Source organism: Neoroseomonas marina (genome assembly GCF_012927745.1).
GTDB lineage: Bacteria > Pseudomonadota > Alphaproteobacteria > Acetobacterales > Acetobacteraceae > Neoroseomonas > Neoroseomonas marina.
Map to the genome: position 1 here is coordinate 13,762 of NZ_JABBKX010000008.1, position 25,470 is coordinate 39,231.

At 71.0% G+C, this 25,470-nt stretch carries 24 protein-coding genes; 8 read left to right on the plus strand and 16 right to left on the minus strand.

The features are described from left to right. Positions 1–4 precede the first annotated feature (4 nt). From GWK16_RS19350 to GWK16_RS19360, 3 genes are all read right to left on the minus strand, one after another. Positions 5–2,113 (minus strand): glycosyltransferase, encoded by a 2,109-nt coding sequence (locus GWK16_RS19350; RefSeq protein WP_170055622.1) that lies wholly within the window; start codon positions 2,111–2,113, stop codon positions 5–7. A 79-nt stretch (positions 2,114–2,192) separates the two neighbouring features. Beyond that, positions 2,193–2,993 (minus strand): calcium-binding protein, encoded by an 801-nt coding sequence (locus tag GWK16_RS19355; RefSeq protein WP_170055623.1) that lies wholly within the window; start codon positions 2,991–2,993, stop codon positions 2,193–2,195. Between the two features lie 3 nt (positions 2,994–2,996). Continuing rightward, positions 2,997–3,803 carry a response regulator transcription factor gene (locus tag GWK16_RS19360; protein WP_170055624.1) on the minus strand — a complete coding sequence of 269 codons (807 nt, stop codon included), beginning with the start codon at positions 3,801–3,803 and terminating at the stop codon, positions 2,997–2,999. A 191-nt stretch (positions 3,804–3,994) separates the two neighbouring features. Here GWK16_RS19360 and GWK16_RS19365 point away from each other — a divergent pair, with 191 nt between their 5' ends. Beyond that, positions 3,995–4,708 carry an SCO family protein gene (locus GWK16_RS19365; protein ID WP_248291505.1) on the plus strand — a complete coding sequence of 238 codons (714 nt, stop codon included), beginning with the start codon at positions 3,995–3,997 and terminating at the stop codon, positions 4,706–4,708. A 97-nt stretch (positions 4,709–4,805) separates the two neighbouring features. Then, positions 4,806–5,093, plus strand: coding sequence for a hypothetical protein (locus tag GWK16_RS19370; protein WP_168042346.1), 288 nt, complete (start codon positions 4,806–4,808; stop codon positions 5,091–5,093). 18 nt (positions 5,094–5,111) lie between these two features. On the opposite strand, the gene GWK16_RS19375 is transcribed toward GWK16_RS19370, so the two are convergent. Together GWK16_RS19375 and GWK16_RS19380 are read right to left on the minus strand one after the other, a co-directional pair. Continuing rightward, positions 5,112–5,834, minus strand: coding sequence for a methyltransferase domain-containing protein (locus GWK16_RS19375; RefSeq protein WP_170055625.1), 723 nt, complete (start codon positions 5,832–5,834; stop codon positions 5,112–5,114). Then, positions 5,831–6,043 carry a putative signal transducing protein gene (locus tag GWK16_RS19380; protein WP_170055626.1) on the minus strand — a complete coding sequence of 71 codons (213 nt, stop codon included), beginning with the start codon at positions 6,041–6,043 and terminating at the stop codon, positions 5,831–5,833. The genes GWK16_RS19375 and GWK16_RS19380 overlap by 4 nt, the downstream gene beginning before the upstream one ends. A 156-nt stretch (positions 6,044–6,199) precedes the next feature. Between GWK16_RS19380 and GWK16_RS19385 the strand changes: the two genes are divergently transcribed. Then, entirely contained in the window at positions 6,200–7,156 is a 957-nt protein-coding gene (locus GWK16_RS19385) for a polyprenyl synthetase family protein (RefSeq protein ID WP_170055812.1), read from the plus strand. A 145-nt stretch (positions 7,157–7,301) separates the two neighbouring features. Here the strand turns inward: GWK16_RS19385 and GWK16_RS19390 are convergent, their stop codons facing one another. Continuing rightward, positions 7,302–8,705 (minus strand): aspartate aminotransferase family protein, encoded by a 1,404-nt coding sequence (locus GWK16_RS19390; RefSeq protein ID WP_168042349.1) that lies wholly within the window; start codon positions 8,703–8,705, stop codon positions 7,302–7,304. 124 nt (positions 8,706–8,829) lie between these two features. Between GWK16_RS19390 and GWK16_RS19395 the strand changes: the two genes are divergently transcribed. From GWK16_RS19395 to GWK16_RS19405, 3 genes are all read left to right on the plus strand, one after another. Next, the gene (locus GWK16_RS19395; RefSeq protein ID WP_170055627.1) at positions 8,830–11,145 is read left to right on the plus strand and encodes a molybdopterin-dependent oxidoreductase; all 2,316 of its coding nucleotides are present in this window, start codon (positions 8,830–8,832) and stop codon (positions 11,143–11,145) included. Continuing rightward, entirely contained in the window at positions 11,142–12,581 is a 1,440-nt protein-coding gene (locus tag GWK16_RS19400) for an alkaline phosphatase PhoX (protein WP_170055628.1), read from the plus strand. The genes GWK16_RS19395 and GWK16_RS19400 overlap by 4 nt, the downstream gene beginning before the upstream one ends. Positions 12,582–12,670: 89 nt before the next feature. After that, a complete protein-coding gene (locus GWK16_RS19405) occupies positions 12,671–14,632 on the plus strand; it encodes a PhoX family protein (RefSeq protein ID WP_170055629.1) in 1,962 nt (653 codons plus the stop codon). Between the two features lie 58 nt (positions 14,633–14,690). Here GWK16_RS19405 and GWK16_RS25030 read toward each other — a convergent pair whose 3' ends face one another. From GWK16_RS25030 to GWK16_RS19445, 8 genes are all read right to left on the minus strand, one after another. Next, positions 14,691–14,987 carry a hypothetical protein gene (locus GWK16_RS25030; protein ID WP_211187579.1) on the minus strand — a complete coding sequence of 99 codons (297 nt, stop codon included), beginning with the start codon at positions 14,985–14,987 and terminating at the stop codon, positions 14,691–14,693. 145 nt (positions 14,988–15,132) lie between these two features. After that, entirely contained in the window at positions 15,133–15,522 is a 390-nt protein-coding gene (locus GWK16_RS19415) for a hypothetical protein (protein ID WP_170055630.1), read from the minus strand. Between the two features lie 127 nt (positions 15,523–15,649). Then, positions 15,650–16,486, minus strand: a complete 837-nt coding sequence (locus GWK16_RS19420) for an ABC transporter permease (protein ID WP_170055631.1) — start codon at positions 16,484–16,486, stop codon at positions 15,650–15,652. After that, entirely contained in the window at positions 16,483–17,406 is a 924-nt protein-coding gene (locus tag GWK16_RS19425) for an ABC transporter permease (protein WP_170055632.1), read from the minus strand. The genes GWK16_RS19420 and GWK16_RS19425 overlap by 4 nt, the downstream gene beginning before the upstream one ends. A gap of 97 nt (positions 17,407–17,503) precedes the next feature. Further along, entirely contained in the window at positions 17,504–17,815 is a 312-nt protein-coding gene (locus GWK16_RS19430) for a hypothetical protein (protein WP_170055633.1), read from the minus strand. Between the two features lie 8 nt (positions 17,816–17,823). Next, a complete protein-coding gene (locus GWK16_RS19435; protein ID WP_170055634.1) occupies positions 17,824–18,228 on the minus strand; it encodes a VOC family protein in 405 nt (134 codons plus the stop codon). Continuing rightward, the gene (locus tag GWK16_RS19440; RefSeq protein WP_338144517.1) at positions 18,228–20,009 is read right to left on the minus strand and encodes a peptide ABC transporter substrate-binding protein; all 1,782 of its coding nucleotides are present in this window, start codon (positions 20,007–20,009) and stop codon (positions 18,228–18,230) included. Before GWK16_RS19440 ends, GWK16_RS19435 begins: the two co-directional genes overlap by 1 nt. A 7-nt stretch (positions 20,010–20,016) precedes the next feature. Then, positions 20,017–20,739: an orotate phosphoribosyltransferase gene (locus GWK16_RS19445; RefSeq protein ID WP_170055635.1), complete on the minus strand. Its 723-nt coding sequence runs from the start codon at positions 20,737–20,739 to the stop codon at positions 20,017–20,019. 63 nt (positions 20,740–20,802) lie between these two features. Between GWK16_RS19445 and GWK16_RS19450 the strand changes: the two genes are divergently transcribed. Further along, positions 20,803–21,744: a mitochondrial fission ELM1 family protein gene (locus tag GWK16_RS19450; RefSeq protein WP_170055636.1), complete on the plus strand. Its 942-nt coding sequence runs from the start codon at positions 20,803–20,805 to the stop codon at positions 21,742–21,744. 17 nt (positions 21,745–21,761) lie between these two features. After that, entirely contained in the window at positions 21,762–22,241 is a 480-nt protein-coding gene (locus GWK16_RS19455) for an STY0301 family protein (protein ID WP_170055637.1), read from the plus strand. On the opposite strand, the gene GWK16_RS19460 is transcribed toward GWK16_RS19455, so the two are convergent. Together GWK16_RS19460 and GWK16_RS19465 are read right to left on the minus strand one after the other, a co-directional pair. Further along, positions 22,242–23,939, minus strand: a complete 1,698-nt coding sequence (locus tag GWK16_RS19460) for an acyl-CoA dehydrogenase family protein (protein WP_170055638.1) — start codon at positions 23,937–23,939, stop codon at positions 22,242–22,244. Positions 23,940–24,057: 118 nt separating this feature from the next. Beyond that, positions 24,058–25,461: a homospermidine synthase gene (locus GWK16_RS19465; RefSeq protein WP_170055639.1), complete on the minus strand. Its 1,404-nt coding sequence runs from the start codon at positions 25,459–25,461 to the stop codon at positions 24,058–24,060. Positions 25,462–25,470: the final 9 nt, after the last annotated feature.

A 25,470-nucleotide genomic window follows, 5' to 3' on the forward strand; every position in this document is an offset into this window, starting at 1 on the left:
CGGGCTATCCCGCGCCGTGGCGCGCCATCAGCGCCGCGATGGCGCCATCCCAGCGCCGGTGATGCAGGCGGCGATTGATCGCCCCCGCGAGCGTCCTTGCATGCCCATCATGGAGCGCGATGGACTGGCGCTCGAAGTGAAAGAGCTCCGCGTCCGGCTCGTAGGCGATCTCGTCCCCCTGCGTCCGCAACTTCAGACAGAGGTCGGAATCCTCGAAGTCGCCGACGATGTAGTCGGTGCAGAACCCGGCGACCCGCTCGAAGGCGGCGCGTCGCACCAGCAGCGCCGCACCCGTGATGGCGGGCACGCGGCGCGCCGTGAGCGCGTCGGGATGACGACGCGGGAAGCCCTTGCAGTAATGGTCGTTCAGCCAGACGCCGTCCTCGCCGCGCCGGAAGAACAGTCCCGCATGCTGGATGGATCCCTCGTCGAACAGCAGCCGCGGGCCCACCGCCGCAAGGCGTCGGTCGCGCCCCAGCCGCGCGAGCATCACGCCGAGCCACCCCGGCGCCGCCGGCAGGACGTCCGAATTGAGGAAGAGCAGGGCGGGGGCCAGGGCTTCGGCAGCGCCGGCGTTGCACGCCGCGGCGTAGCCGCCGTTGCGCGGCATCACCACGAGCCGCAGGGGCAGCCCGTGCATCGCCGCCATGCCGCGCAGCAGGTGCTCGACCTCATGCCGCTGTTCCGGGCTGTCGAGCACGTAGATGAGATCCGCGCGGCGCGTCTCCTCGTCGCGCGCGAAGGCGGCGAGCTGGAAACGCAGGAAGCGCAGGTTGCGGTAGAGTGGCACGACGAGGCTGGCGCGCGGACGGCTGCGCCGCTGCGGTCCCAGCGCGACAACCTCGGCCGTGCCGGTGGCGGAGCGGCGAGCGGCAACGTGCAACGCGGCCGCGGCGGGGCCGATGCAATCGTCCAGCAGCGCCGGGGTCACCGCCGAGGCGTGGACGGCCCGCAGCACGAGGTCGCGCGCCACATGCGGCGGCATCAGCCCGGGCGGCGCCGCGACCTCGACTTCGGTGCCGCCGGTGAGCCTCGCCGCGAGGCGCCATTGCGCGGTGCCGGCCGGATCGGCGCCGGGGAGGTACGCGACGAAGCCCGGCCGGTCATCGGCCTGTCCGAACGGCGCGGTCGCGAAGCGGCGGAGGATGTCGGGCCTCGGCACCCGATTCAGCCCGGCCGCGGCCAAGGGCAGCGAGCGTCCGGGCGCCCGCAGTTCGAGCGATGCGATGAGGCCGAGGGGATCGCGCAGCCAGCCGCACAGGAAGACGCCGCCGGCGTGATCGGAGAGCGCGAGGTCGAGGCCCGCGCCGATCGGACGTGTCGGATCCGCGACGCGTGTGGGACGGGATGGCGCGAGGAGCTGTGCCTCCCGCAGGACGCTCGCCGCGCGGGCATCGTTCACGGCGCGCGTCGCCAGGGCGCGCAGCAATGCCGGCGCGCGCCTTCGCCCTGCGATCGCATCGCGCGTGAGCGTCGACAGCGTCGCCGCGCCCTTGCGCGCATCGAGCCGGACCGGCCGGGCCGGCGCGGGGGGAAGAAGGATGGCGTCCGCGTCGTGCGCCGCGTCGAGCAGCATCACGCGCCCGGTCGGGCGGCCGGCGCGGCGCAGCGCGTCATCGGACAGGAGGCGCCAGACGCCGTCCGGCGCCTGCGGGACCAGCCAGGCCGACAGGCCGTTGCTGGGCGCCGCCAGGCACGGCGCGGGATCGGCGGCGTCCACGAGGGCACGGCAGAGGGCCGACAGGCCGGGATCGGCCGAGGCGCGCAGCATCGTGGCGCAGGTCACGGCGAGGAAGCGGAGTACGGCGTCGCGGTCCGCGCCGGCGAAGCCTTGCGCGAACGCCGCCGGGTTCAGGGGTTCGGAGAGGAGGAAGGCACCCAGCCTCTCCCCGCCGATGTGCAGGATCGCTTCGTGCCCCGCGGCCGCCTGCATGACCTGCCGCGCCGCATGGATGAGGCGCGGCGCCTGCGGCGAGCCGAGAAGCAGCGATGCGCTGGGTGGGGGCAGGGGACGTCCGGCGACGGTCAGCGCCGTCGCGCCGGCCGGCAGCGGTCCCGCCAGCGGCAGGTCGAGCAGCATGATGCCGCCGGGTGTCAGGGCCAGCCGCGGCATGCCGCCGGCATCCTGCCAGGGGGACACGGAAAGTCCCCCTGGCGCTGCCGCGATGGTGCGCTGGGTATCCAGAGTGACCTCAGACGATCTTCACGTAACTGGACAGATTGCTGAGCAGGTCTTCCGTGGACACGCCGACCAGCTTGATCTGGTCGCCGTCGCCGAGGCTGATCACGGCGCCGGTGTCGTCGCTGGAGATGCGACCGACGAGGTCCTGCGCGCTGGTGATGCCGCTGCCGTTGATGTTCGCCTGGATGGCGATGACATCCTCGCCAGGCCGGAAGTCCAGCACGACGTCGCGACCGAAGCCGCTCTCGAAGTAGAAGGTGTCTTCCCCGGTGCCGCCCACCAGCGTGTCGGCCCCGGCGTTCCCGGCCAGGAAGTCGCTGCCGGCGCCACCGAACAGCAGGTCGTTGCCCTGCCCACCGATCAGCACGTCGTTGTCCGCGCCGCCATCGAGCAGGTCGTCGCCGCGCCCGCCGAACAGGACGTCATTGCCGTCCTGGCCGAAGAGGTAGTCGCCCGAGGGCGGCCCCGCGCCGTCGCCATGGCCAGGCCCGTGTCCGTGGCCGTTGTCGGGGCCATGGCCCTGACCCTTGCCGTGACCCTGGCCATTCTCATGGCCGCGTCCCGGATGGTCATCGCGGTCCTTGCCATGTCCTCGGCCGTGGTCGTCGTCGTCGCGACCCGGTCGGCCCCGACGCGCTTCGTCACCGCCGAAGACGATATCGTCCCCCTGACCGGCGAAGACAGTATCGGAGCCGCCAAATGTTGCGATGAGATTGTCGAAGCTTCCGGGTGCGTCCCGATCAGCGTCGACGAGGTCGGATCCGTTCGTCCCAAATATTTGCCCGCCAGGCAGTGTTGCGAAATCGGCCATGGCTCAATCCTTCCCGTTAGGAGCTTTGGTCCCGTGGACCTGAGCGATACTACTATAGGTTGTCCCCGGGGGCGGCGGAGTGAGAAGTTTGTGCGGAGCACAAATTTCCACATGAGCGGGTGTGAAATCGATCGCGATGGTCAGCGCGTAACCCACGTTGCGCACCGACTGGATCGCATTCGGCGGCAGCTTCCGACGCACGCGCTTCACGAGGCTGTCGACCGCACGATCATCCGGACGCCACGGTCGTCGGAAGACACGTTCGCTGATCGCGTAGCGATCGACGGGTTCGCCGCTCGCGGAAGCGAGAGTCGTCACGAGCGCGTACTCCGCGCTGGTGAGTCGCTGCGGTTCGGCGTTCGGCATCTCGAGCATGCGGCCCGATGCGAGGAGCCGCCAGTTGAGCGTGGAGAGCGTGCCGCGTGTACGCCGCAGAAGAGCTTGGATTCGCGCAACGATCTCGCTCACCGGCATCGTCGCGTTCAGCACCTCGTCCGCACCGGCCTCGAGCGCATCGACACGATCCTGCGCGGTGTCGTCCGGTGCCGCACGGATGACACAAGGCAGTGCGTGCAATGCGCGAAGTCGTTTGATGAGGGAAATGCCTCCGGGCGTCGTGAGCCGATGTGGAAGCAGAAGCAACACGGCCGGCGGACCGTTCGCCGCCGACCAGATCACAAACTCCGGACTCGTCGTTCGTTGCGTGCTGAGTCCGCTGTCAGTCAGACCTTCGACGAGAGCATGCGGCGGATCCGCATCGGCAGCGAGAATGAGGACGTCGCAGCGTGGCTTCCCGGTGGTGTCGTCCATGGCGAGGTTCCCCAGCGTCGATCACGAGGAGGCAACCTCTGGTAGCGCTTTGTGACGAGAATGCGATCTTGGCGGGTAACAATTGCGAGTAATGCACCATTCGTTCATTCGTGCCCCGGCTGATCGAAGAATGCGGAGGTGGATCCACCCGGAACGACCCGGCACCGGGCGAAACGTGACGGGATGCGCCCTTGCGCTTCGCGCGCCGCGCCGCCTATGTGCCGCGCATCATGTTGCGCGCCGTTCGTCTTGTTGCCGTTCTCCTCGTGGTCCTGCTCGGGGCTGTCTGGGGTGTCGCCTGGTTCGGGCGCGCGCCAGGCGAATCCGTGTCCGATGCGTTCCTGCGGCAGGTCGCCGCGTGGACGGGGGGCGACATGCCCGCACCGTCGGCAGGTGGCGTGCAGCTTGCGCAGGGTGTCTCGCTCGGCGGTCCGTTCACGCTGGTGGACCAGACCGGCCGGACCGTCACCGAGCGCGATTTCGCGGGGCGTCCGCTGCTGGTCTACTTCGGCTTCACCTATTGCCCGGACGTCTGCCCGACCGAGCTCGGCACCATCGTCGCCGCCCTCGATGCGATGGGCCCTGCGGGCGAGCGCGTGACGCCGGTCTTCATCTCGATCGATCCGGAACGCGATACGCCGGCGGCGATGGCGGACTACGTGTCGCGCTTCCATCCGCGCATGATCGGCCTCACGGGCAGTGCCGAGCAGGTGGCGCAGGCGGCGCGTGCGTATCGCGTCTATTACGCGAAGGCGCGGTCCCGCGACACGACCGAATACACGATGGACCATTCATCGTTCATCTATCTCGTGGGGCCCGACGGACGGGTGCGCAGCCTGTTCCGCCCCGAGACGACGCCCGAGGCGATCGCCGCCGCGGTGAGTGCACAGCTTCGCGCGCTCTGACGCCCGGGGTTCCGAAACGCATCGGCTACCGGTATGGTCGCGCGCCGGCATCTGGGACACATGGACTGCAAGAGCCCTTTAGCGGCTTGGGGGGCGTATGAGTTTGGATGACGACGAGGGCGGATCTGGCGCCGAATCCGGGCGCGGTGCTGCACCGGCACCGCGGCATACGCGCCGCCTGTCCGACAAGATCCTGATCGCCTTCCACCACGCCTGCGACCAGGGCGATTTCGAGGTCGCGGAAGAACTGCTCCGCGTGCTCGAGATGATGCTGACGCGGCGGCCTTCCTCGCCCGACACCAATCGCAGGAAGAACCTCGAAAGCCTTGTGGCGGCGCATGAGCGCCTCTGGCTGCTGCGTCATCCCGAGGTGAAGGACCAGTAGGGTCCGCCGGCCGCATCCTCAGATCGCGGCGGCGTCCCGCAATACCGACTCCGCGGCCGGCGTGAACCGGCCATCCGCGTCGTGCAGCGCGAGAGGCGGCAGCACCGTCGCAGGACCGCGACCCCCGCGCCGCGCGCGGAGCAGCACGCGCTTCGCCGGCTGCCCGACCCGCGGGGCGAGCGGCAGCAGCGTTGTTGCGCCGCAACCGGCTTGCCGCAGCGCCGCGACGCCTGCGTCGAAGCGCGCGGCGGGCAGCACCAGCGCCGCGGTCCCGCCATCCTTCAGCGCCGCGACGAGGAAGCGCGCCCAGGCGTCGAGACCAGCGCTGCCTTCATGTGTCGCTGCGCGGCGGATCGCGCCGGGCGGCGCCGTGCCGCCCGGCCAATAGGGCGGATTGGCAAGGGCGTGGTCGACCGGTCCGAGCCGCCGCGCGAGCGCGACATCGGCGACGTCGCCATCCTCGATCGTCGCGGCGACGCCGTTTGCCGCGGCATTCACCCGGGCAAGGGCTACCATCGCGGGTTCGCGCTCCACGGCCACGACGGCCAGACGAGGCACCCGCGCAGCCAGGCACAGGAAGGCTGCACCGCTGCCGCAGCCTGCCTCCAGGACGCGCTGACCCGGGCGCGCGGGCACGAAGGCGGCGAGCAGCACCGCGTCGAGCCCGGCCCGGAAGCCCCGCACCGGTTGGCGCAACCGGACTCGGCCGCCGAGCAGCAGGTCGTCCGTCGTTCCGGTCACGCGGTCTCCTCGCCGGCCTCCTGCATGACGGCACGCGCCCGGCGTTCATCCTCCTCGACGACTGCCAGCCGGCGCGGGAAGGCGCCGATGCCGCCCTCGATCGCGCTGATATGCGCATCCAGGATCACAGTCCCGATACCCGCATCGGCCAGCAATGCCCGCAGGAAGGACAGCCGGACCGGGTCCGTAGTGGTCGCGATCACCCGCATATCACGAGAGAATCCCTTGTTTTTCCGGCGCTTGCCGCCCCGCCGGGGCATGACTATGGTGCCCGCCGCACCAGGAGTAGAGCAAGCGTGAGCGCAACCGCACCGCCGCTCGTCGCCCCGCCGGCGCCGCGGGGGGAGGACGCGCTGACCGCGCTGATGGCGCTGCTGAAGGACGACATGGCGGCCTGCAACCGCCTGATCCTCGACCGGATGCAGTCCGACGTGGCGCTGATCCCGCAGGTCGCCGCGCATATCGTGGCCGCCGGCGGCAAACGCATCCGCCCGCTGCTGACCATCGCCGCCGCGCGGCTCTGCGGCTATCGCGGCGACCGCCATGTCGGCCTCGCGGCCTGCGTCGAGTTCATCCACACCGCGACGCTGCTGCACGACGACGTGGTGGACGAAAGCGCGCTGCGGCGCGGCCAGGCCTCCGCCAACGCGATGTTCGGCAACCAGGCTTCGGTGCTGGTGGGCGACTTCCTGTTCTCCCGCGCCTTCCAGGTGATGGTCGCCGATGGGTCGCTCGAGGTGCTGCGCATCCTCTCCGACGCTTCGGCCATCATCGCGGAAGGCGAGGTGCTGCAGCTGATGACGCAGAACGACACCGCGACGACCGAGGCGCAGTACCTCGCGGTGATCGAGGGCAAGACCGCCGCGTTGTTCGCCGCGGCGACCGAGGTCGGCGCCGTCGTCGCCGGCGAGCCCGCCGATCGCCAGAAGGCGCTGCGCGACTTCGGCATGTCGCTCGGCGTGGCGTTCCAGCTGGTCGACGACGCGCTCGACTACAGCGCAGACCAGGAAGCGCTCGGCAAGACGGTCGGCGACGATTTCCGCGAGGGGAAGATCACGCTTCCCGTGCTGCTCGCCTTCGCGCGCGGCAGCGAGGAAGAACGGGCCTTCTGGCGGCGCACGCTGGAAGACCGCGACCAGGGGGATGCCGACCTGGCCCGCGCCCTGGCGCTGATGACGAAGCATGGCGCGCTGAAGGACACGATCGGGCGCGCGCGGAGCTACGCCGACCAGGCGATCGCGCTGCTGGAGCCGTTCCCGGACGGGGCGGAGAAGCGCGCGCTGGCGGCGGCGGCGGATTTCGTCGTGGAACGGGCGCGCTGAAAAAGAAGCGGGGGGAGAAGGGAACTTCTCCCCCCCGTCCCCCCTCAACCCTTTTTTGGAACCTGGGGACTGACTTCGGACGTCAGTTCCCAACAGACAGAGAAGGGAGGGGGCTCGGGGGAGGTTCACCTCCCCCGACCTTGCCTCACACCGCCGCGATGCTCTCGCGCCGCAGTTCCACCGCCAGCGCGTCGAGCGACTTGCCCACGCGGTCCAGCATCTCGTTCACCTCCTGCTTGGTGATCACGAGCGGCGGCGAGAAGCCCATGCTGTCGTTGATCATGGCGCGCAGGATCACGCCGTTCTCCTCGCCCAGCTTGCACAGCCGCGCGCCGGCCTTCTTCGCCGGGTCGATCGGCTTGCGCGCCGCCTTGTCCGAGGACAGCTCGATCGCGCCGATCAGGCCGACGCCGCGGACTTCGCCCACGATCGGATGATCGGTGAAGCGCTTGCGGAGTTCGGCCTGCATGTGCGCGCCGACCTCCGCCGCGTGGGCAATCAGGTTCGTCTCGTCGTAGATCTTCAGCGTCTCGATCGCGACGGCGGCGGCGACGGGATGGCCCGAATAGGTGAAGCCATGGCCCCAGGTGCCGACGGTGTGGCTGCCCTCGGCGATGCCCTGGAACACCTTCTCGTTCACCATCACCGCCGAGATCGGCAGGTAGGAGGACGACAGCGCCTTGGCGCAGACCAGGATGTCCGGCTGGATGTTGAAGGTCAGGCTGCCCCAGTAGTTGCCGGTGCGTCCGAAGCCGCAGATCACCTCGTCCGCGACGAAGAGCATGTCGTACTTCTTCAGCACCGCCTGGACCTTCTCGAAGTAGGTCTTCGGCGGGACGATGACGCCACCAGCGCCCATCACGGGCTCGGCCCAGAAGGCGGCGCATTCCTCGGCGCCACCTTCCTCGATGATGCGGGCCTCGAGTTCCTCGGCGAGGCGCGTCGCGAAGGCTTCCTCGGTCTCGCCCGGCTTCGCCTCGTGGTAGTGGTGCGGCGTGCCGACGTGGCAGAAGCGCCCGCCCGCGATCGGCGCGTCGAACAGCTTGTGGTTGGCAGGCAGACCGGTCAGCGACGCGGCGGCGAGCGTGATGCCGTGATAGGCCTTCAGCCGCGCGAAGACCTTCTTCTTCTTCGGGCGGCCAAGCGCGTTGTTCATGTACCAGATCATCTTCAGCGCCGAGTCATTCGCCTCGGAGCCGGAGTTGCCGAAGAACACCTTGCTCATCGGCGCGGGCGCGCGCTCGATCAGCATCTCGGCCAGGTCGATCATCGGCTCGTGCGACTTGGCCGTGAACGAGTGGTAGAAGGGCAGCTTGCGCATCTGGTCGGTCGCGGCCTTGACCAGACGCTCGTTGTCGAAGCCGAGCGAGGCGCACCAGAGCCCCGCCAGCGCCTCGATGTATTCCTTGCCCTGCTCGTCGTAGATCTTCACGCCCTTGCCGCGGGTGATGACCAGCGGACCGTTCTGCAGGTGCGCCTTGGCGTCGGTGTAGGGATGCAGGACATTCGCGATGTCCCTGGCGGCATTGGAATTGCGCGGCGGTGTCATGCTTCTGGGCCTTCCTCGGCAAAGCGAGGGTGGCACTCTAGGCCCGGACCCGCCCGGCGCCCAAGGGGGCAAGGTTGCGATGCAGCCATGCCCGCGCCACCTTTCCGCGCGAAGGAGCGCCACCATGACCGAACTCAGGCCACATGCCGCCCATTGGGGCAGTTTCGATGCGGTGGTGCGCGACGGCCGCGTGGTGGGCGTGCAGCCCTTCGCGCGCGATCCTTTCCCGGGAACCCTGATCGATGCGGTGCCGGACATCGTCCACGCCGCCTGCCGCGTGGACCGTCCCTATGTCCGCAAGGGCTGGCTCGAGGGCCGGCGGAAGGGCGCGCTGCGCGGCGGCGATGCCTTCGTGCCGGTCTCCTGGGACCGCGCGGTGCGCCTGGTGGCGGAAGAGACGCGCCGCGTGCGCGCCGAGCACGGCCCGACCAGCATCTTCGGCGGCTCCTATGGCTGGTCCTCGGCCGGGCGCTTCCATCATGCGCGTTCGCAGTTGCAGCGCTTCCTCGGCCTCGGCGGTGGCTATACGGGGCAGGTCAACGCCTATTCCTACGCGGCGGCGCAGGCGCTGCTGCCGCATATCCTCGGCACCAATGAGGTCCTGCTCGGCCGCACCACCGACTGGGCGGCGATCACGCGTCACGCGAAGGTGATGCTCTGCCTGGGTGGGCTGCCGCTGCGCAACGGGCTCGTCACCTCGGGCGGGGCGGGCGACCATTCCAACGAGATCAACCTGCGCCGCGCGGCCGCGGCGGGGCTGCGCTTCGTGCAGGTCTCGCCCAACCGCGCCGACGTGCCTGACTGGTGCCAGGCCGAGTGGATCCCGATCCGCCCGGGCACGGACACCGCGCTGCTGCTCGCCATGGCGCATGTCGTCGTGACCGAGGGAAAGGAGGACCGCGTCTTCCTCGCTTCGCATTGCGTCGGCTGGGATCGCTTGCGCGCCTACATCCTGGGCGAGAGCGACGGCACGCCGAAGACGCCCGCCTGGGCCGCGCCGATCACCACCATCCCGGCGGATCGCATCCGCGCGCTGGCGTTGGAACTGGCCGCGGCGCCGGCGATGCTGACCGCGACCTGGTCGCTGCAGCGCGCCGATTTCGGGGAGCAGCCCTACTGGATGCTCGCGGCACTCGCCGCGATCCTGGGCAAGATCGGCAAGCCCGGCGAGGGCGTCGCCTATGGCTACGGCTCGGTGAACGGCATGGGCAATCCGCGGCAGGAAGTGCCGTCCTTCTCCATGCCCGCCACGCGCAACCCGACCGGCACCTTCATCCCGGTCGCGCGCGTGACGGAGATGCTCGAGAACCCGAATGGCACCTACGCCTTCAATGGACGCGAGCACCGCTACCCCGATACGCGGATCATCTGGTGGGCAGGCGGCAATCCGTTCCATCACCACCAGGACCTCAACCGCATGCTGCGCGCCTGGGCCAATGCCGAGACGATCATCGCGCAGGAGCAGCATTGGAACGCGCTCGCGCGGCACGCCGACATCGTGCTGCCGGCGACCACCACGCTCGAACGCAACGACATCGCGTCCAGCGGCCGCGACCGCTTCCTCCGCGCGATGCACAAGGCGATCGAGCCGGTCGGCCAGGCGCGCAACGACCACGACATGCTGGCCGACATCGCCGAGGAGCTCGGCTACCGCGACCGCTTCACCGAGCAGCGCAACGAGGACGCCTGGCTGCGCCACCTGTTCGAGCAGTGGCGCCAGAATTCCGCGCGCCTCGGCTTCGAGACGCCCGACTTCGACGCCTTCTGGGCGAAGGGATACTGGGAGGCGGAGCCGCCCGCCCCCGGCCAGGAATACACCCAGTTCGCCGAGTTCCGCGCCGATCCGCAGGAGCATCCGCTCGACACCGCCACCGGCAAGGTGGAGCTGTTCAGCGAGACCGTCGCGTCCTTCGGCTATGACGACGCCCCCGGCCATCCGGTGTGGATCGAACCGCGCGAATGGCTCGGCGCGCAGCAGGCGGAGCGCTTCCCGCTGCACCTGCTGTCCTACCAGCCGGCGACGCGGCTGCACGGGCAGCTCGATCCGGGCCGTGTCGCCGCGACGAACAAGATCGGCGGCCGCGAGCCGATCACGCTGAATCCTGAGGACGCCGCGGCGCGCGGGCTCAAGGACGGCGACATCGTGCGGGTGTTCAACGACCGCGGCGCTTGCCTCGGCGGGCTGCGCACGGATGCGGGGCTGATGCGCGGCGTGGCGATGATGGCGACCGGCGCCTGGTTCGATCCGCTCGAGCCCGGCGTGCCTGGGAGCCTCTGCGTGCATGGCAATCCGAACGTGCTGACGCCCGATGTCGGCACCTCGCGCCTGGGGCAGGGGCCCTCGGCGCAATCCTGCCTGGTGCAGGTGGAGAAGTGGACCGAGGCGCTGCCCCCCGTCCGCGCCCACCTGCCGCCCCGGATCGAGGAGCTCCCCGCATGACCCGTCGCCGCGCCCTGCTGCTCGCGACCCCGGCGCTGCTTGCCGCGCCGGGCGTGCTTCGCGCGCAGTCCCTGACGATCCGCCAGGACGACTTCGTCGCGCCGGGCTGGACGCGCGGCGTGCTGATCCGTTGGGGCGACCGCGTCACCTTCGACGCGCCGCCCTGGACCCCGCAGCAGCCGACCGCCGAGGCCGCCGGCGCCCAGTTCGGCTGGGATGCGCGGATGGTCGCCGTCGTGACGCCGGGCCCGCAATCGGATGGTGTGCCACGTGCGCTGCTCGTCGTCGCGCATCCGACCGTGAACGCCGCCATGGCTTTCCCGGGCGGGCGCGACGTGCCGGCGATCGCGGGGGCGATGCAGGGTGTTTCCATCGTCAACCTCGAGCGGCGCGGCCGGAACTGGGAGGTCGTGGATGGCGGCTTCCAGAACCGGCGCCTGACCGCGACGACGCTGTGCCGGATGGGCGCCGATGGTGGCCCGGTGGCGGGCATCGCGGGCGTGACCGGCGGCTGCGCGACGCCTTGGGGCACGCTGCTGCTCGCCGAGGGCGGAGCTGCCGAGTGGCGGCAGCGCCTGCCGGGCCTCGACGCCAATGCGGTCGGGATGCTGGTGGAGGTCGATCCCTCCGACCCGTCCTTCGTGCCGGTGAAGCATGCCGCGACGGGCCGCTTCGGGCCGGTGGACGCTGCCGCCGCGCTGTCCGAGGACGGGCGCGCGGTGGTCTGGATGACCGACGGGCGGCCGGGTGGTTACCTCTATCGCTTCGTCTCGGATGGGACGGCGGGGATCGGGGCGCTCGACGCCGGACGCATGGCCGCGGCGTGGATCGAGGGCGGCAACCTCCGCTGGGTGACGCTGCCGCAGGGCAATCCCATGGCCGCGGCGCGCGACGCCGGGGCCACTGCCTTCGACGGGGCGGCGGGCCTTGCCTATGAGGCGCGGCGCAAGCGCTTGTGTGTTGCGATCCGGGGCGGGGCTGGCCGCGTGCTCGACATCCGCATGGCCGCGGGCAATGCGGCGGCCGATACCGCCATCGCGGAGGTCCTGGTCGAGGGCCGCGAGGCGCCGGTCCAGCCGACCCGCCGCAACGAGGCGCCGGCGGCGGTGCCGGCCTGGCCCTGGGCTCCCGCGACGCTCGGCTTCGATGGCGATGGCGCGCTGCTGATCGGCACCGATCGCGGCGCCCGTCCCGGCGCGCTGCCTGAGGCCTTCTACCGCGTGCCGGCCGAAGGCGGCGCCCCGGCGCTGATGGTCGCGACACCGGTCGGCGCGGCGGCGGGCGGGGCGGCGGTCGCGCCCGACGGCACCGTGCTCGCCGCCATCGCGCATCCCGGCGCGACGCCCGGTGCCAGCTGGGCGCAGCCCGCCACGCGCTGGCCGAACATGCAGCCCGACGAACCGCCGCGCAGCACCATCGTCACCCTGGCGCGCTGACCGGCGACCGTCGCCAAGGCTTCACCGATTTCCCCGTTTCCCTGCGCGCGGGGCATGGCCACACTTGCCGCACAGGCGGGGAGCGATGCATGCCGGACGCGCAGCGGACTGAGGAGATCGACATCGAGGCGCTGGAGGATATCGGGGCCAACCCCGATCCCCGGCGCCCGATCGGCGAGGTGATCGCCGCGCGCTACGGCCGCCGCAGCCTGCTGGCCGCGGGTGCCGCCGCAGCGGCGATCGCCGCCCTGCCGGGGGACGTGTCGGCGCAGACCGTGGTGCCGCGCGAGGGCGGGCCCTCGACCCTGACCTTCCCGGAACTCCGCCATCGCCTGGCGCAGACCGACGCGGTGGCCGAGGGCTATGAGCGCCAGATCGTCATCCGCTGGGGCGATCCCGTGCTGCCCGGCGCCGCGCCCTTCGATCCGCGCGCCGTGACCGAGGCCAGCCAGGCGAAGCAGTTCGGCTACAATTGCGACTACCTCGACTACTTCCCGCTGCCGTTGGGCAGCCGGACGGCGGATCACGGGCTGCTCGTGGTCAACCACGAATACACCAACACCAACCTGATCTTCCCCGGCATGGGATCGGGCCGGGAGGCGCGCACGCGATCGAGCGGCCCGCAGACGCGCGCCGAGCTCATGGCCCATGGCCTGTCGGTGGTGGAGGTGAAGCGCGAGGGCAATGCCTGGTCCTATGTGAAGGATAGTCCGCGCAACCGCCGCATCACCGGCGAGACGCCGATGCGCGTCGCCGGCCCCGCCGCGGGTGCGGAGCGCATGAAGACCAAGGACGATCCGACGGGGATGCGCGTGCTCGGCACGCTGAACAACTGCGCGGGCGGCAACACCCCCTGGGGCACCGTCCTGACCGGAGAGGAGAACACCAACTACTATTTCGGCGGTGACCCTGCGAAGACGCCGCACCAGGCGATCATGCGCCGCTACGGCATCGTCAACGCCAGCCTGTACAATTGGTGGCGCCACCAGGACCGCTTCGACGTCGAGAAGGAGCCGAACGAATCCTTCCGCTTCGGCTGGGTGGTGGAATTCGATCCCTACGACCCCGAGAGCGTGCCGGTGAAGCGCACCGCGCTCGGCCGCTTCAAGCATGAGGGCGCCACCCATGCGGTCAGCGCCGATGGCCGCGTGGTGATCTATTCGGGCGACGATGAGCGCTTCGAATACGTCTACAAATTCGTCACCGCGCGCCCCTGGAACCCCAACGACCGCGCGGCGAACCGCGACCTGCTGGACGAGGGCACGCTCTTCGTCGGCAAGTTCCTCGAGGACGGGAAGGTGGAGTGGCTGCCGCTGGTCTTCGGCCAGGGCCCGCTCACCGCCGCGAACGGCTTCGCCAGCCAGGCCGACGTGCTGATCGAGACGCGGCGTGCGGCCGATCTGCTGGGTGCGACGCCAATGGACCGGCCCGAGGATGTCGAGACCAACCCGGTCAATGGCCGCGTCTACGTCATGCTGACCAACAACAGCCGCCGCACGGCGCAGCAGGCCGGCGGCGCCAATCCGCGGCCGCGCAACATCCACGGCCATGTCCTCGAGATCATCCCGCCCGGCGCCGGCACCGACCGCGTCGACCACGCGGCGACCGAGGCGCGCTGGGCGCTGTTCATCGCCGCCGGCAAGCCGGGCATCGATGCGGGCGCGCAGTACCATCGCGCGACCTCGGACGATGGTTGGTTATCCTGTCCGGATAATTGCGCCTTCGACAGCAAGGGCCGGATCTGGATCGCCACGGATGGCGCGCCGGCGAATGCGGGCGTGGCGGACGGGCTCTACGCGGCCGATACGGCGGGGTTCGGGCGGGCGCTGACGCGGCTGTTCTACCAGGCGCCGACGGGGGCGGAGGTCTGCGGCCCGCGCTTCACGCCGGACGACCGCACGATCTTCCTCGCGATCCAGCACCCCGGCGAGGATGCAGGGTCGACCTTCGAACGCCCGTCCACGCGCTGGCCAGACTTCGCCGAGGGCATGCCGCCCCGGCCGTCGGTGATCGCGATCGTCAGGAAGGATGGCGGCCCCATCGGGGACTGACCCCGGCCCGCCGCGGAAAAGGGAAGGGGGCCTTTCGGCCCCCTTGTGTCGTCGTCGCTTACTGCGTCTCGGTCGTGCGCGGCGTGCTGCGGCGCGCCGAGGCCTGCTGCGACCCGCGGCGGCGGGAGGACGCCTCGCCGCGGCTGCGGCGGGAGGTCGTCGCCTCGTTGCGGTGGCGGCGCTGCTGGGACGCCGAGGAGCGGTGGCGGCGCGAACTGGTGGCGCGGGGCGCCTCGCCGGAGGCGGAGGTCGCCTCGGTGGTGCTGGCGCGGGTGCGGCTGCGGGCGGCGTCGGCGGGGCTGAGCGTGCCGATGGCCAGCAGCAGGCCGGCGGCGATCAGGATGGCGCGGAACATGGACGAAGGATCCTTTCGACCTGGTAGACCGAATCACGAATCGGCACGGTCGGGGGGCCGCTGCCTCCGGCCCTCCTACACCTCTCGTCCTATCCGAAGAGTCACCGCAAAGTGACTGATTCGTAAGATTCCTTACCGACAGATGTCAGGGGCGCAATGCGAGGCGCGCGCGGCGGACCGACTGCAGCGCCTTGCCGGGCACGCCATCCGTCAGCGCCTGGTGGGCGTTGCGCAGATGCGCCGCGAGCCATTCGACATGCTTGGGCGGGGTCGTGCCGCGCGCCGCGTCCAGGCTGATGCGCGTCGCGGCGAGGCCGAGCGCGGTCGCGGCGGCTTCCTTGCGGCCAACGCGCAGGTCTTCCTCGACCTCGGCGAGCAGGTGGTCGACGACCGCGTGCGGGCCGGTCAGCGTCTCGGCCAGCGGGGTCATCGGGTCGGTCAGGCCGGGGTCCTTCTCCGACGGGGCGTCGGCGGCCGGCAGGCTGATGTGGGAGAGCAGGTCCATCATGGACTTCGTAAGCGGCGTGTTCGGCATGGTCTGACCGGCGTCCCTCTCGATAGGTCCCCGCCCCCCCGCCGGGGGTCGGGCTGGATGGCAAAGTCACGGCACTGGCTAGGCCCTGCCTTGATCCGGGGCAAGTCTCGATGATGCGGCGCGAAATCTATCGCGTGCCGGGGCGCCGCCGGACCCCGTCGGCCACGAGGGTGCAGCCCGCGACGGTCAGCATGATGGCGAGGCCGGGCCACACCGCTGCCCAGGGCGCGCTGAACACCAGTTCCTGGGCGTTGGCCAGCATGTTCCCCCAGGACGGTGCCGGCGGGCTGATGCCGAGGCCGAGGAAGGACAGCGTCGATTCGGCCAGGATCGCGCCGGCCACGGCCAGCGCCGTCGCCACCGCCACCGGCGCGGCGAGGGCGGGCAGGACGTGCCGCAGCAGGATCCGCGCCTCGCTGGCGCCGAGCGCCCGCGCCGCCCGCACATGGTCGCGCGCGAAGGTCGCGAGGGCTGCCGCGCGCGCCAGCCGCGCCACCCCGATCCAGCCGAACAGCGCGAGGATGACGACGATGCGCAGCACGTCGCCTGCCGCTTCGCCGCGCGCCGGCAGGCCGATGCGCGACGGATCGGCGGCGGCCAGCAGCACCAGCAGCGGCAGCGCGGGCAGCGCGAGCATGAAATCCGCGAGGCGCATCACCAGCGCATCCGCCACCCCGCCGCGCCAGGCCGCGAACAGCCCCGCCGCCGTGCCGATCACCGTCGCCGCCAGCGCCGCCGCGAGCCCCACCGCGAGCGACACCCGCGCGCCATGCAGCAGCCGCAGAAGGATGTCGCGACCGAGATCGTCCGTGCCGAGCGGATGCGTGGCCGAAGGCGGCTCGAACCGCGCGAGCAGGTCCGGCGCGAAGGGATCGTGCCCGAGCATCGCAGCGACGAGTGGCGCGGCGGCCGCCGCCAGCGCCAGCGCGCCCAGGATCGCGAGCCCCGCGGCGAGCCGCGTCATCGCTGCGCGAGCCTCGGGTCGAGCAGCCGCTGCGCGACATCGGCCGCGAGCGTCGCGAGCATCGTCACCAGCGCGACCAGTAGCAGCGCGACCAGCGCGAGGTTGGTGTCGTTGCCCATCACCGCGTCGTAGAGCAGCTTGCCCATGCCGGGCCGCGCGAAGACCGTCTCGGTCACCAGCGCGCCGCCCGCCAGCGCCCCGGCATCGAGCGCCGCGATCTGCAGCACCGGCAGCGCCGCATTCGGGAAGGCGTGCCGCCACAGCACCACGCGTTCCGGCGCGCCGCGCGCCCGCGCCGTGCGGATCCAGGGTTCGGTCAGCGTCGCCTCGAGGCTCGCCGCGGAATGCCGCGCATAGGCGGCGAGATGCGCGACCGCGAGCGTCGCCACCGGCAGCACGAGGTAGGCGAGGCCAAGGCCCTGTTCCGCGCTGCCCCCCGCCGGCAGCCAGCCCAGCGTCACGGCGAAGGCGATGATCAGCAGGATGCCGAGCCAGAAGGTCGGCATTGCCTGGCCCATCACCGCCACCGCGTCGACGGCCGGCGCTGTCCGCGGCCGCGACGCCGCCAGCGCCCCGAGCGCGACGCCCAAGACCAGCGCGATCAGCAGCGCCGTCCCCGCTAGCACCAGCGTCGAACGCAGCGCCGGCAGCAGCAGCGATGCCACCGGCTGGGCAAAGAGGCGCGAATAGCCGAACTCCCCGCGCACCAGCCCCGACGCCCAGGCGAGGTAGCGCTCGAGGAAGGGACGGTCGAGGCCATGCAGAGTGCGCAGCCGCGCGGCGTCCTCTGCCGTCAGCCGCGGGTCGCCGGCGATCGCGACCTCGATCGGATCGCCGGGCATGAGCGCGATCAGGGCGAAGGCGCAGAAGGAGAGGACCGCGAGCGTAAGCGCGATCTGGAGGAGACGCCGGGCGATCATGCACGACGACGGGAGGGGCGCCGCCCCTCCCGCACCCACCCCGCCAAAGGCCGAAAGGCCTTTGGAAGCCGATACATGGTGCTCAGCGGCGGATGCATCATGCCGTCGCGCGATTGAAATGCGGGAGAACGAAATTCGCGATCAGGGCAGCGATGCAGACCTGCAGGGCAAGTCCAAGGAACACGACCTGCCAAGCCCGGAATGCGCGCTCGCGCCAGTAGCGCACGACCTCGGGATCATAGGTGCCCGGCCACTGGTAGGCGCCGCCCCAATTCCGCGAAAAGGGCGTCGTCGCGACAGCGCAGAACTCGACGAAGGGCACGCTGCGATCCGTGCGGGACCAGATTCGAAAGACAACGATCGTGCTCCACACCAGGCCGAAGAGCATGTTCGCGATCACGAACCACATGGGCACGATCATGGGTCCGCAAACTTCACCGCGCGGTGGCACACCGCCTCGACGCGGTTGCCATCCGGGTCCAGCAGGAAGGCGGCGTAGTAGTGCGCGTGGTAGTGCGGGCGCAGGCCGGGCGGGCCATCATCTGCGCCGCCCTGCGCGAGGCCCGCCACATGGAAGGCGTCGACGGCGGCACGGTCGGGCGCGCAGAAGCACCAGTGGCGGCGGTCAGGCCGGATCGGCGTGCCGGTCGCGCGGATCGTCAGGTAGGTGTGGTTGTCGTCGTCGGCCCTGTTGCGAAGGCCGTAGCCGATCGCGTCGGGCTCGCGCCACACGCAGGGCACGCGCAGCGCCGCCATCACCGCATCATAGAACCGCGCCGCGCGCGGCAGGTCGCCGACGGTGATGGAGACGTGATCCAGCATCAGCGCGCCCGCCACTCCTCCGCCCACAGTGTCGAGACGTTCAGCTGCCCCGTCGGCCGGACGCCTTCGAGCCATTGCGGCCAGACATGCGCATCCGCGCGGAACCACAGCGGGATCGCGGGCAGGTCCTCGGCATAGATCGCCTGCAGCCGCCGCCACATCACCCGGCGCTCGGCAGGGTCGAGCTGCTCGGGGATGGTCTGCGTCAGCACGTCCATCTCGCGATTGCGGTAGCCGCCATAGTTCTGGCCTGACCAGTTGGTCGCCTCGCGCGGGATCTCCTCCGAATTCAGCGTCGTGCGCGGCACGCTCTCTGGTGCGCTGATCCAGGCGAACAGCGCCACGCCCTGGAAGCGCCGGCGCGAGAGCGTCTCGGCGAAAAGGACGCGGGGCGGTTCGTTCCTGATCCGTGCCTCGATGCCCGCCTGCCGCCACATGCCCTGCAGCACCTGCTGCACGGCCTCGCGGCCGCGGTTGCCGGCGGTGGTCATGAACTCGAGGGACAGGCGATCCCCGGCCGCATTGCGGCGGATGCCGTCGGGGCCGGGCGTCCAGCCGGCCTCATCCAGCAGCGTCCGCGCGCGGGCGAGGTCGAAGGGCCATTGCCGCACGTCCGGATCGTGCATCGGATCGAGCGGATTGACCGAGGTATGCGCGACCGGCTGCCGCGCGGCGAAGAGTCGTTCGGTGATCTGCGCGCGATCGGTGGCGAGCAGCAATGCCTGGCGCACGCGGCGATCCGACAGCGCCGGATGGTCGTGCCGGACGTCCATGTGCTCGTAGATCAGCCCCGGCTGGTAGAGGAAGCGGAAGCGGTTGCCGGTGCGGCGTTCCAGCGCGATGGCCTGTTCGATCGGCAGGCCGAGTTCGCCCGCGACCATGTCCACCTGGCCGGCGAGCAGCTGTGCCTCCAGCGCCGGCGTGTTCTCCACCGTGCGGATGGTGATGCGGCGGAACTGCGGGGCGGCGCCATTCCAGGCCGGGTTGCGTTCCAGCGTGACGGAGGCGCCGGGCTGCACCGCGGTGATGCGGAAGGGGCCGTTCCACAGCGCGGGGTTCGTCGTCTCGGTGTCGTAGGCGGTGCGCGTGCGATAGGCGCGCGGATCCGCCTGCCAGCGCGCGCGCTCGATATGCGCGGGCAGGGGCTGGAAATCGCCGGCCGAGGCGTATTCGAAGGTCACGCGGTCGAAGCGGATGGTGACCGTGCGCGGGTCCTCGACGATCAGCTCATAGGCGCTGCGGTAGTATTCGGCGGGACCGAAGCCCGTGGCGGCATCGCGCCCGGCTTCCCAGGCGAAGCGCAGGTCCTCCGCCGAGACCGGCGTGCCGTCGCCCCAGCGCAGACCCTCTCGCAGGCGGTAGGTGACGCGGATTCCCGGCTTGCCGTCCGGCGTCGTTTCCCGCACCGCGAGGCCGTTCTCGAGCGTGGGCACCGTCTCGCAGGTCAGACAGGCCAGCCGCCAGTCGGCGCCATAGGCCGTGAGCGGGCGGCGCGCGAAGCCCAGCACGTAGGACTTCGCGGCCATGTTCTCGATGTTGGGGTGGAAGGTCGACGGATACTGGGTGATGCCGATGGTCAGGCTGTCGCGCTGTTGCGCGGCGGCCGGCGTCGCGAGCGCCAGCACCGCTGCAGCGGCGCCCACGACCGTGCGGCCCGATGCCGCGCATCGGGCCGGGAGCGCGAAGCGCGACCGCGCCCAGACCATCAGCGCCGCCGGGTGCGCCAGTGCAGGGCGCGCAAGCCAAGCGCGCGGATGCGCGCGCCGGCGTTTGAGGCGCACGCAAGCATCATTCAACAGCATCCTTCAGCTTCGCTTCGTCGGCGCTCCCGACGCCCCCGTGCGCCTTCGACCAGGACACCGGGTCCTCGAGGAACTTCCGCACTTCCTTCAGCGCGGCCTCGCTGAAATACGGCTTCTCGCGGCAGACCTCGAGCACGTCCCACCAGGTGCAGAGGTGGTGCAGGTTCAGCCCCATCGCCTGCATCTTGTCGAAGGCGCCGGGGAAGACGCCGTAGAAGAAGACGACGAAGGTGTGCTCGCAGACCGCGCCGGCCTCGCGCAGCGCGTTCGCGAAGCGGATCTTGGACCCGCCGTCCGTGGTCAGGTCCTCGACCAGCAGGGTGCGCTGGCCGACGGGGACCTCGCCCTCGATCTGGGCGTTGCGGCCGAAGCCCTTCGGCTTCTTCCGGACATAGGCCATGGGCGCCATCATCCGGTCGGCGATCCAGGCGCCGAAGGGGATGCCGGCGGTCTCGCCGCCCACCACCACGTCGATCGATTCATAGCCGACATGGCGGCCGATCTTCTCGACGCCCAGTTCCATGATGCGGTTGCGCGCCCGGGGGAAGGAGATGATCTTCCGGCAGTCGATGTAGACGGGGCTCTTCCAGCCGCTGGTGAAGGTGTAGGGCTCCTCGGGGCGGAAGTTCACCGCCTTGATCTCGAGCAGGATGCGCGCCGTGGTCAGGGCGGCATCGCGGTCCCATTCGGAGGCGTGCAGCGCGGTCATGGTTCTTCGTCCTGGTGGTGGTCCGGTTCCCCTCTCTGGTAGTCGGCGGAAGGGGCGCCGTCCATGACGCAGGCGGAGGCCGGGCGCATCTGGGTGCTGGCCGACCCCCGGGCGGGCACCGCCGCCCAGGCCATCGGCATCGCCGAGCGGCTCGGTCGGCCCTTCCGGACCGTGCCGCTGGACTGGGGGATGATGGCCCGGCTGCCCCTGCGCTGGGCGACGACCATGGGGCTGACGGCGGCCGCGCGGCGGGAACTGGACGGGCCGCTGCCGGACCTTGCGATCTCGGCCGGGCGGCGCAGCGCCGCGGTGGCGCTGTGGCTGGGGCGGCAGGGGGTCCGGACAGTCCATTGCATGGCGCCGGGCTTCGGCGAATCCCGCTTCGACCTGCTGGTCATCGGCCGGCACGACTCGCCGCCCGCAGCCCCCAACATCCTGCCCATCCTCGGCGCCACCCACCGGATGAGCCCCGCCCGCCTGGCCGCGGCGCGGGAGGAATGGGGGATGTTTGCCGAATTCCCCGGCCCCCGCGTCGCCCTGCTACTGGGCGGCCCGCCGCGAGGGGCGGGGATGGCGCCCGAGACGGCGGCTGCCATCGCCAGCCAGGTCGCGGGCTTCGCGGGCAGCGTGCTGGCGACCGGTTCCCGCCGCACCGGCCGTCCGGCCGAGGCGGCGGTGGCCGAGGCGCTGGAGGGCGTGCCGCACCATTTGCACCGCTGGGGCGGGCGCGGGGCGAACCCCTATGCCGGAATCCTCGCCTGGGCGGATGCGGTGGTGGTGACCGGCGATTCCGTCTCCATGGTGTCCGAGGCGCTGGCCACCACCGTGCCGGTCTTCATCGCCGATCCCGGCGGGCTCGGTGAACGGCATCGCCGCCTGCACCGCAGCATCTACGCCGCCGGCCAGGCACGGCCGCTCGAGGAAGCGCCGACGCCCTTCGCGCGGGAACCCTTCGACGAAACCGGCCGCGTCGCCTACGAAATAGCGGAGCGCTTTCTGCGCTGAAGGGGAGTCCCCTCGCCATGCGCCTGACGATCGCCGCGATCCTCGTCCTCGCCGCCGGTGCGGCCGTCGCCCAGCAGGTGCCGCGCCCGCCGACACGCCCGCCCGCGCCGCCCGGCCCGCCGCTGATCGCCTGCCCGCCGCATCTGCAGGTGGAAACGGGCGACACGCCGGTGGTGCCGCAGGGCTGGACGTTGCGCCCCGAGCGCCAGACCCATTACCTGCGCGGTGCGGACCTCTTCGAAGGCGATCCGGCCGAACTGGCCCAGTTGCGCCCGGAGGAAGACCGCCGCGCCCGCCGTGAATGGTGGGACATCACTGACAACGGCCGGCCCTATTTCCTGATCTGCCGCTACGAGGGCCTGGAAGCGGGCATCCAGGGCGAGGTCCCGCGCGCGGCGAAGCGCTGCGAGGTCCGCACCGTGCGGTCCGACAGCCGCGGCGCGCGCTTCGGACGCGAGGTCACGGGCCCCGAGCGCGTCGAGGTCGACTGCCGCTGATCAGGCGCCCGGATCGGGCAGCAGCGCGTCGGGGATGGGTTCGGCCTCGGCGGCGAGCGGGTCGCGCGGCAGGACGCGATGCACGAGCACCAGCCGCGCGAGCTCGCGCCGCTCCGGCGACCCGATCCGCGCGGCCTCCCACGCCATCGCGGTGGCGGAGGCGACGTTGTAGAGCGCCGTCCCCGCCTGGCGCGCCAGCACCGGGCCGCCTTCGCCGAGCGCGTGGCGCGCGAGGGCGAAGGCGCGCTCGGTTGCCGTGTCGAGATGCGGCAGGTCCTCCGGCGTCGTCGCGCGGAGCGCGGCGAGATGCCCTTCGAGCGCCTCGAGCGAGCCCTCGCGCTGCGCCGCGCGCAGCACGTCGAGGGCGACGATGTTCGACGTGCCTTCCCAGATCGAGCCGAGATGCGCGTCGCGCACCAGGCGCGCATCGGGGAAGTCCTCGATGTAGCCGCAGCCGCCGCGCACCTCCATCGCGTCGCCGGTGACGACGCGGGCGTCGCGGCAGGCGCGGAACTTGATCAGCGGCGTGAGGATCCGCAGCAGCGCATAGGCGCCGTTCTCCCCCGCATCGGAGCGGCGCAGCGCATCGGCGGTCTGGAAGGTCATGCTGCGCGCCTGTTCCGCGCGCATCAGCATCTTCACCAGTTGCCGGCGCATCAGCGGCAGGGTGACGATCGGCGCGCCGAAGGCGATGCGGCGATGGGCGATGTAGAGCGCCTCGGTCACCGCCTTGCGCATCATTCCGGCCGCGCGCACGGCATTCGACAGGCGGGAATTGTTCACCATGTCGGCCATCTGGCGCATGCCCGCGCCCGGCGCGCCGATCATCCAGGCGGTCGCCCCTTCGAGCCTGATCTCGCCCGAGGCCATGGACCGCGTGCCGAGCTTCTCCTTCAGCCGCACGATGCGGTAGCGGTTGGTCGCGCCATCCGGCAGCACGCGCGGCAGCAGGAAGAGCGACACGCCCTTGATGCCCGCGGGCGCGCCCTCGGGCCGCGCCAGCACCATGGCGAGTTCGGCATCCGCGTTGGAGCAGAACCATTTGTCGCCGGTCAGCGCCCAGGATCCGTCGCCGTTCGGCGCGGCGGTGACGGCGGTGTTGGCGATGTCCGAACCTGCGCCCTGCTCGGTCATGAACATCGCGCCCTGGTACAGGTCGTCGAGGTCCTGCGAGGTCAGCGCCGGCAGATAGCGGTCGATCAGGTCCTGCGAGCCGAATTTGCGCAGCGTGCGCGTCAGGCTGTCGGTCATCGAGACCGGGCAGCAGAGGCCGAATTCCGCCTGCACGAACAGATAGGTGATGGCGTATTTCGCCGCCGCCGGCATGGCCTTGGGCCAGTCCAGCACGCCGCCGCGATGCGACAGCGCGGCGAGGCCGTAGTCCCCGAAGGCGATGCGTTCCATCTCGCGATAGGCGGGGTGGTAGGCGATGGACTGGCTGTCCTCCCCGCGCCGGGTGCGGTGCACGAGTTCCGGCGGGTTCACGTCCGCCGTCGCCGCGAGGTCCGCGAGCCTGCCGCCGGCGAGCCCGCCGAGCCGGTCGAGATGCGGCGCGAGATGCGCGAGCAGATCCTTGGGCAGATAGAGCGGCAGCAGCTTCGCGAAGGCCGGATCCGCGCGATACAGGTTGAGCCCGTGGCTGTCGGGCACGGCCTCGGCGCCGATGGGGGCGGGCCGGTTCGGGCGGATGATGGTCATCGGCGTTTCCTCCGCCGGGAGGATAGGTGCCGGTTCACGCATGGGGAAGTAAAGGGTTCCGAGGGCCTTTCGGCCCTCGGCCGGGTGAGGTCCGGAGAGGGGCGGCGTCCCTCTCCGGTCACGTCACGCGGAAATTCGAGAACTGCCAGGGATCTGCGTCGGTGTCCTCGGGGAAGAGTTCCCCGCGCCCCTGCAGCGGCGTCCAGTCCGAATAGACCCCCGCCATCTCGCCGAGATACGGGAAGCAGATCTCGAGCGCGCGGGCGTGGTCGAGCTCGTCGGCCTCGACGACGCCGGCATTGGGGTTCTCGATGGCGAAGACCATGCCGGCGAGCACCGCGACGCAGACCTGCAGCGAGGTCGCGTTGTTGTGCGGCACCAGCGCGCGCGCTTCCTCGATGGTCAGGCGGGACCCGTACCAGTAGGCGCCCTTCTTGTGGCCCATCAGCAGCACGCCGAGTTCGTCCATGCCGGAGGTGATCTCCTCCATCATCAGGCGCTTCTCGGGCTGGAGTTCCCAGTTGCGGCCGGCGAATTCGTGGACGGACAGCACCGCGTCGTCGCAGGGGTGGTAGGCGTAGTGCGAGGTCGGCCGATAGACCACGCGGCCCGTCTCGTCGCGCAGCGTGTAGTAGTCGGCGAGCGAGATGCTCTCGTTGTGCGTGATCAGGAAGGAGTGCATCGGCCCTTCCAGCGGCGTCCAGGAGCGGACGCGCGTGGAGGCGCCCGGGCGCATCAGGTAGATCGCCGCGTCGCAGCCGAAATCGTGGCGATGGCCGTCGGCGGGCATCGCCTTCTCATGCGTGCCCCAGCCGAGTTCCGCGGGCTGGCAGCCTTCGCCGGTGAAGCCGTCGATCGACCAGGTGTTGACGAACTCGCCGCGCTTCTTGGGCTGGCCGGCGGCGACCTGGGTGTCGCGCTCGGCGATATGGATCACCTTCACGCCGAGGTCGTGGGCCAGCTGCGCCCAGCCCTGCTGCGTGGTCGGCACCGTGGTGTCGTGGCCGGTGTCGCGCGCGATGTCGAGCAGCGCCTGCTTCACGAAGTGGGAGACGAGGCCCGGATTCGCGCCATGCGTCGTCACCGCCGTCGGGCCGGCGCCGGCCTTCAGCGCCAGCGCGCTTTCGCGCAGCGCGTAGTTGGACCGCTGCGACGGCGTCAGCGACGGGTCGGTGTAGCCGCCGGCCCAGGGCTCGATGCAGGTGTCGAGATACAGCGCGCCGAGTTCGCGACACAACGTGATGAGCGCGACGGAGGACACATCCACCGACAGGTTCAGCAGGAAGTCGCCCTTCGACAGGCGGCTGCGCAGCACGGTCGCGTAGTTGTCTCGCGTCAGCGGCAGAACCGTATGCCTGATGCCATATTCGGCCGCGATCGCCACGCCGCGGTCATCGGCGGTGACGATCTCGATCCGGTCCTTGGGCATGTCGATGTGGCGCAGGATCAGCGGCAGGACGCCTTCGCCGATCGACCCGAAGCCGAGCATGACCAGGCGCCCCTGGAAGGCGGCGTGCTTCATCGTTCTCGT

Bases quoted from the DNA above. Each gene is read 5' to 3' on its own strand.
- GWK16_RS19460 (WP_170055638.1), bottom strand. From the start codon at position 23,939: ATGACCATCATCCGCCCGAACCGGCCCGCCCCCATCGGCGCCGAGGCC.
- GWK16_RS19445 (WP_170055635.1), bottom strand. From the start codon at position 20,739: ATGACCGCGCTGCACGCCTCCGAATGGGACCGCGATGCCGCCCTGACC.
- GWK16_RS19420 (WP_170055631.1), bottom strand. From the start codon at position 16,486: ATGACGCGGCTCGCCGCGGGGCTCGCGATCCTGGGCGCGCTGGCGCTG.
- GWK16_RS19415 (WP_170055630.1), bottom strand. From the start codon at position 15,522: ATGCCGAACACGCCGCTTACGAAGTCCATGATGGACCTGCTCTCCCAC.
- GWK16_RS19400 (WP_170055628.1), top strand. From the start codon at position 11,142: ATGACCCGTCGCCGCGCCCTGCTGCTCGCGACCCCGGCGCTGCTTGCC.
- GWK16_RS19465 (WP_170055639.1), bottom strand. From the start codon at position 25,461: ATGAAGCACGCCGCCTTCCAGGGGCGCCTGGTCATGCTCGGCTTCGGG.
- GWK16_RS19425 (WP_170055632.1), bottom strand. From the start codon at position 17,406: ATGATCGCCCGGCGTCTCCTCCAGATCGCGCTTACGCTCGCGGTCCTC.
- GWK16_RS25030 (WP_211187579.1), bottom strand. From the start codon at position 14,987: ATGTTCCGCGCCATCCTGATCGCCGCCGGCCTGCTGCTGGCCATCGGC.
- GWK16_RS19395 (WP_170055627.1), top strand. From the start codon at position 8,830: ATGACCGAACTCAGGCCACATGCCGCCCATTGGGGCAGTTTCGATGCG.
- GWK16_RS19385 (WP_170055812.1), top strand. From the start codon at position 6,200: ATGGCGCTGCTGAAGGACGACATGGCGGCCTGCAACCGCCTGATCCTC.
- GWK16_RS19350 (WP_170055622.1), bottom strand. From the start codon at position 2,113: ATGCCGCGGCTGGCCCTGACACCCGGCGGCATCATGCTGCTCGACCTG.
- GWK16_RS19455 (WP_170055637.1), top strand. From the start codon at position 21,762: ATGCGCCTGACGATCGCCGCGATCCTCGTCCTCGCCGCCGGTGCGGCC.
- GWK16_RS19355 (WP_170055623.1), bottom strand. From the start codon at position 2,993: ATGGCCGATTTCGCAACACTGCCTGGCGGGCAAATATTTGGGACGAAC.
- GWK16_RS19390 (WP_168042349.1), bottom strand. From the start codon at position 8,705: ATGACACCGCCGCGCAATTCCAATGCCGCCAGGGACATCGCGAATGTC.
- GWK16_RS19380 (WP_170055626.1), bottom strand. From the start codon at position 6,043: ATGCGGGTGATCGCGACCACTACGGACCCGGTCCGGCTGTCCTTCCTG.
- GWK16_RS19450 (WP_170055636.1), top strand. From the start codon at position 20,803: ATGACGCAGGCGGAGGCCGGGCGCATCTGGGTGCTGGCCGACCCCCGG.
- GWK16_RS19435 (WP_170055634.1), bottom strand. From the start codon at position 18,228: ATGCTGGATCACGTCTCCATCACCGTCGGCGACCTGCCGCGCGCGGCG.
- GWK16_RS19360 (WP_170055624.1), bottom strand. From the start codon at position 3,803: ATGGACGACACCACCGGGAAGCCACGCTGCGACGTCCTCATTCTCGCT.
- GWK16_RS19430 (WP_170055633.1), bottom strand. From the start codon at position 17,815: ATGTGGTTCGTGATCGCGAACATGCTCTTCGGCCTGGTGTGGAGCACG.
- GWK16_RS19370 (WP_168042346.1), top strand. From the start codon at position 4,806: ATGAGTTTGGATGACGACGAGGGCGGATCTGGCGCCGAATCCGGGCGC.
- GWK16_RS19405 (WP_170055629.1), top strand. From the start codon at position 12,671: ATGCCGGACGCGCAGCGGACTGAGGAGATCGACATCGAGGCGCTGGAG.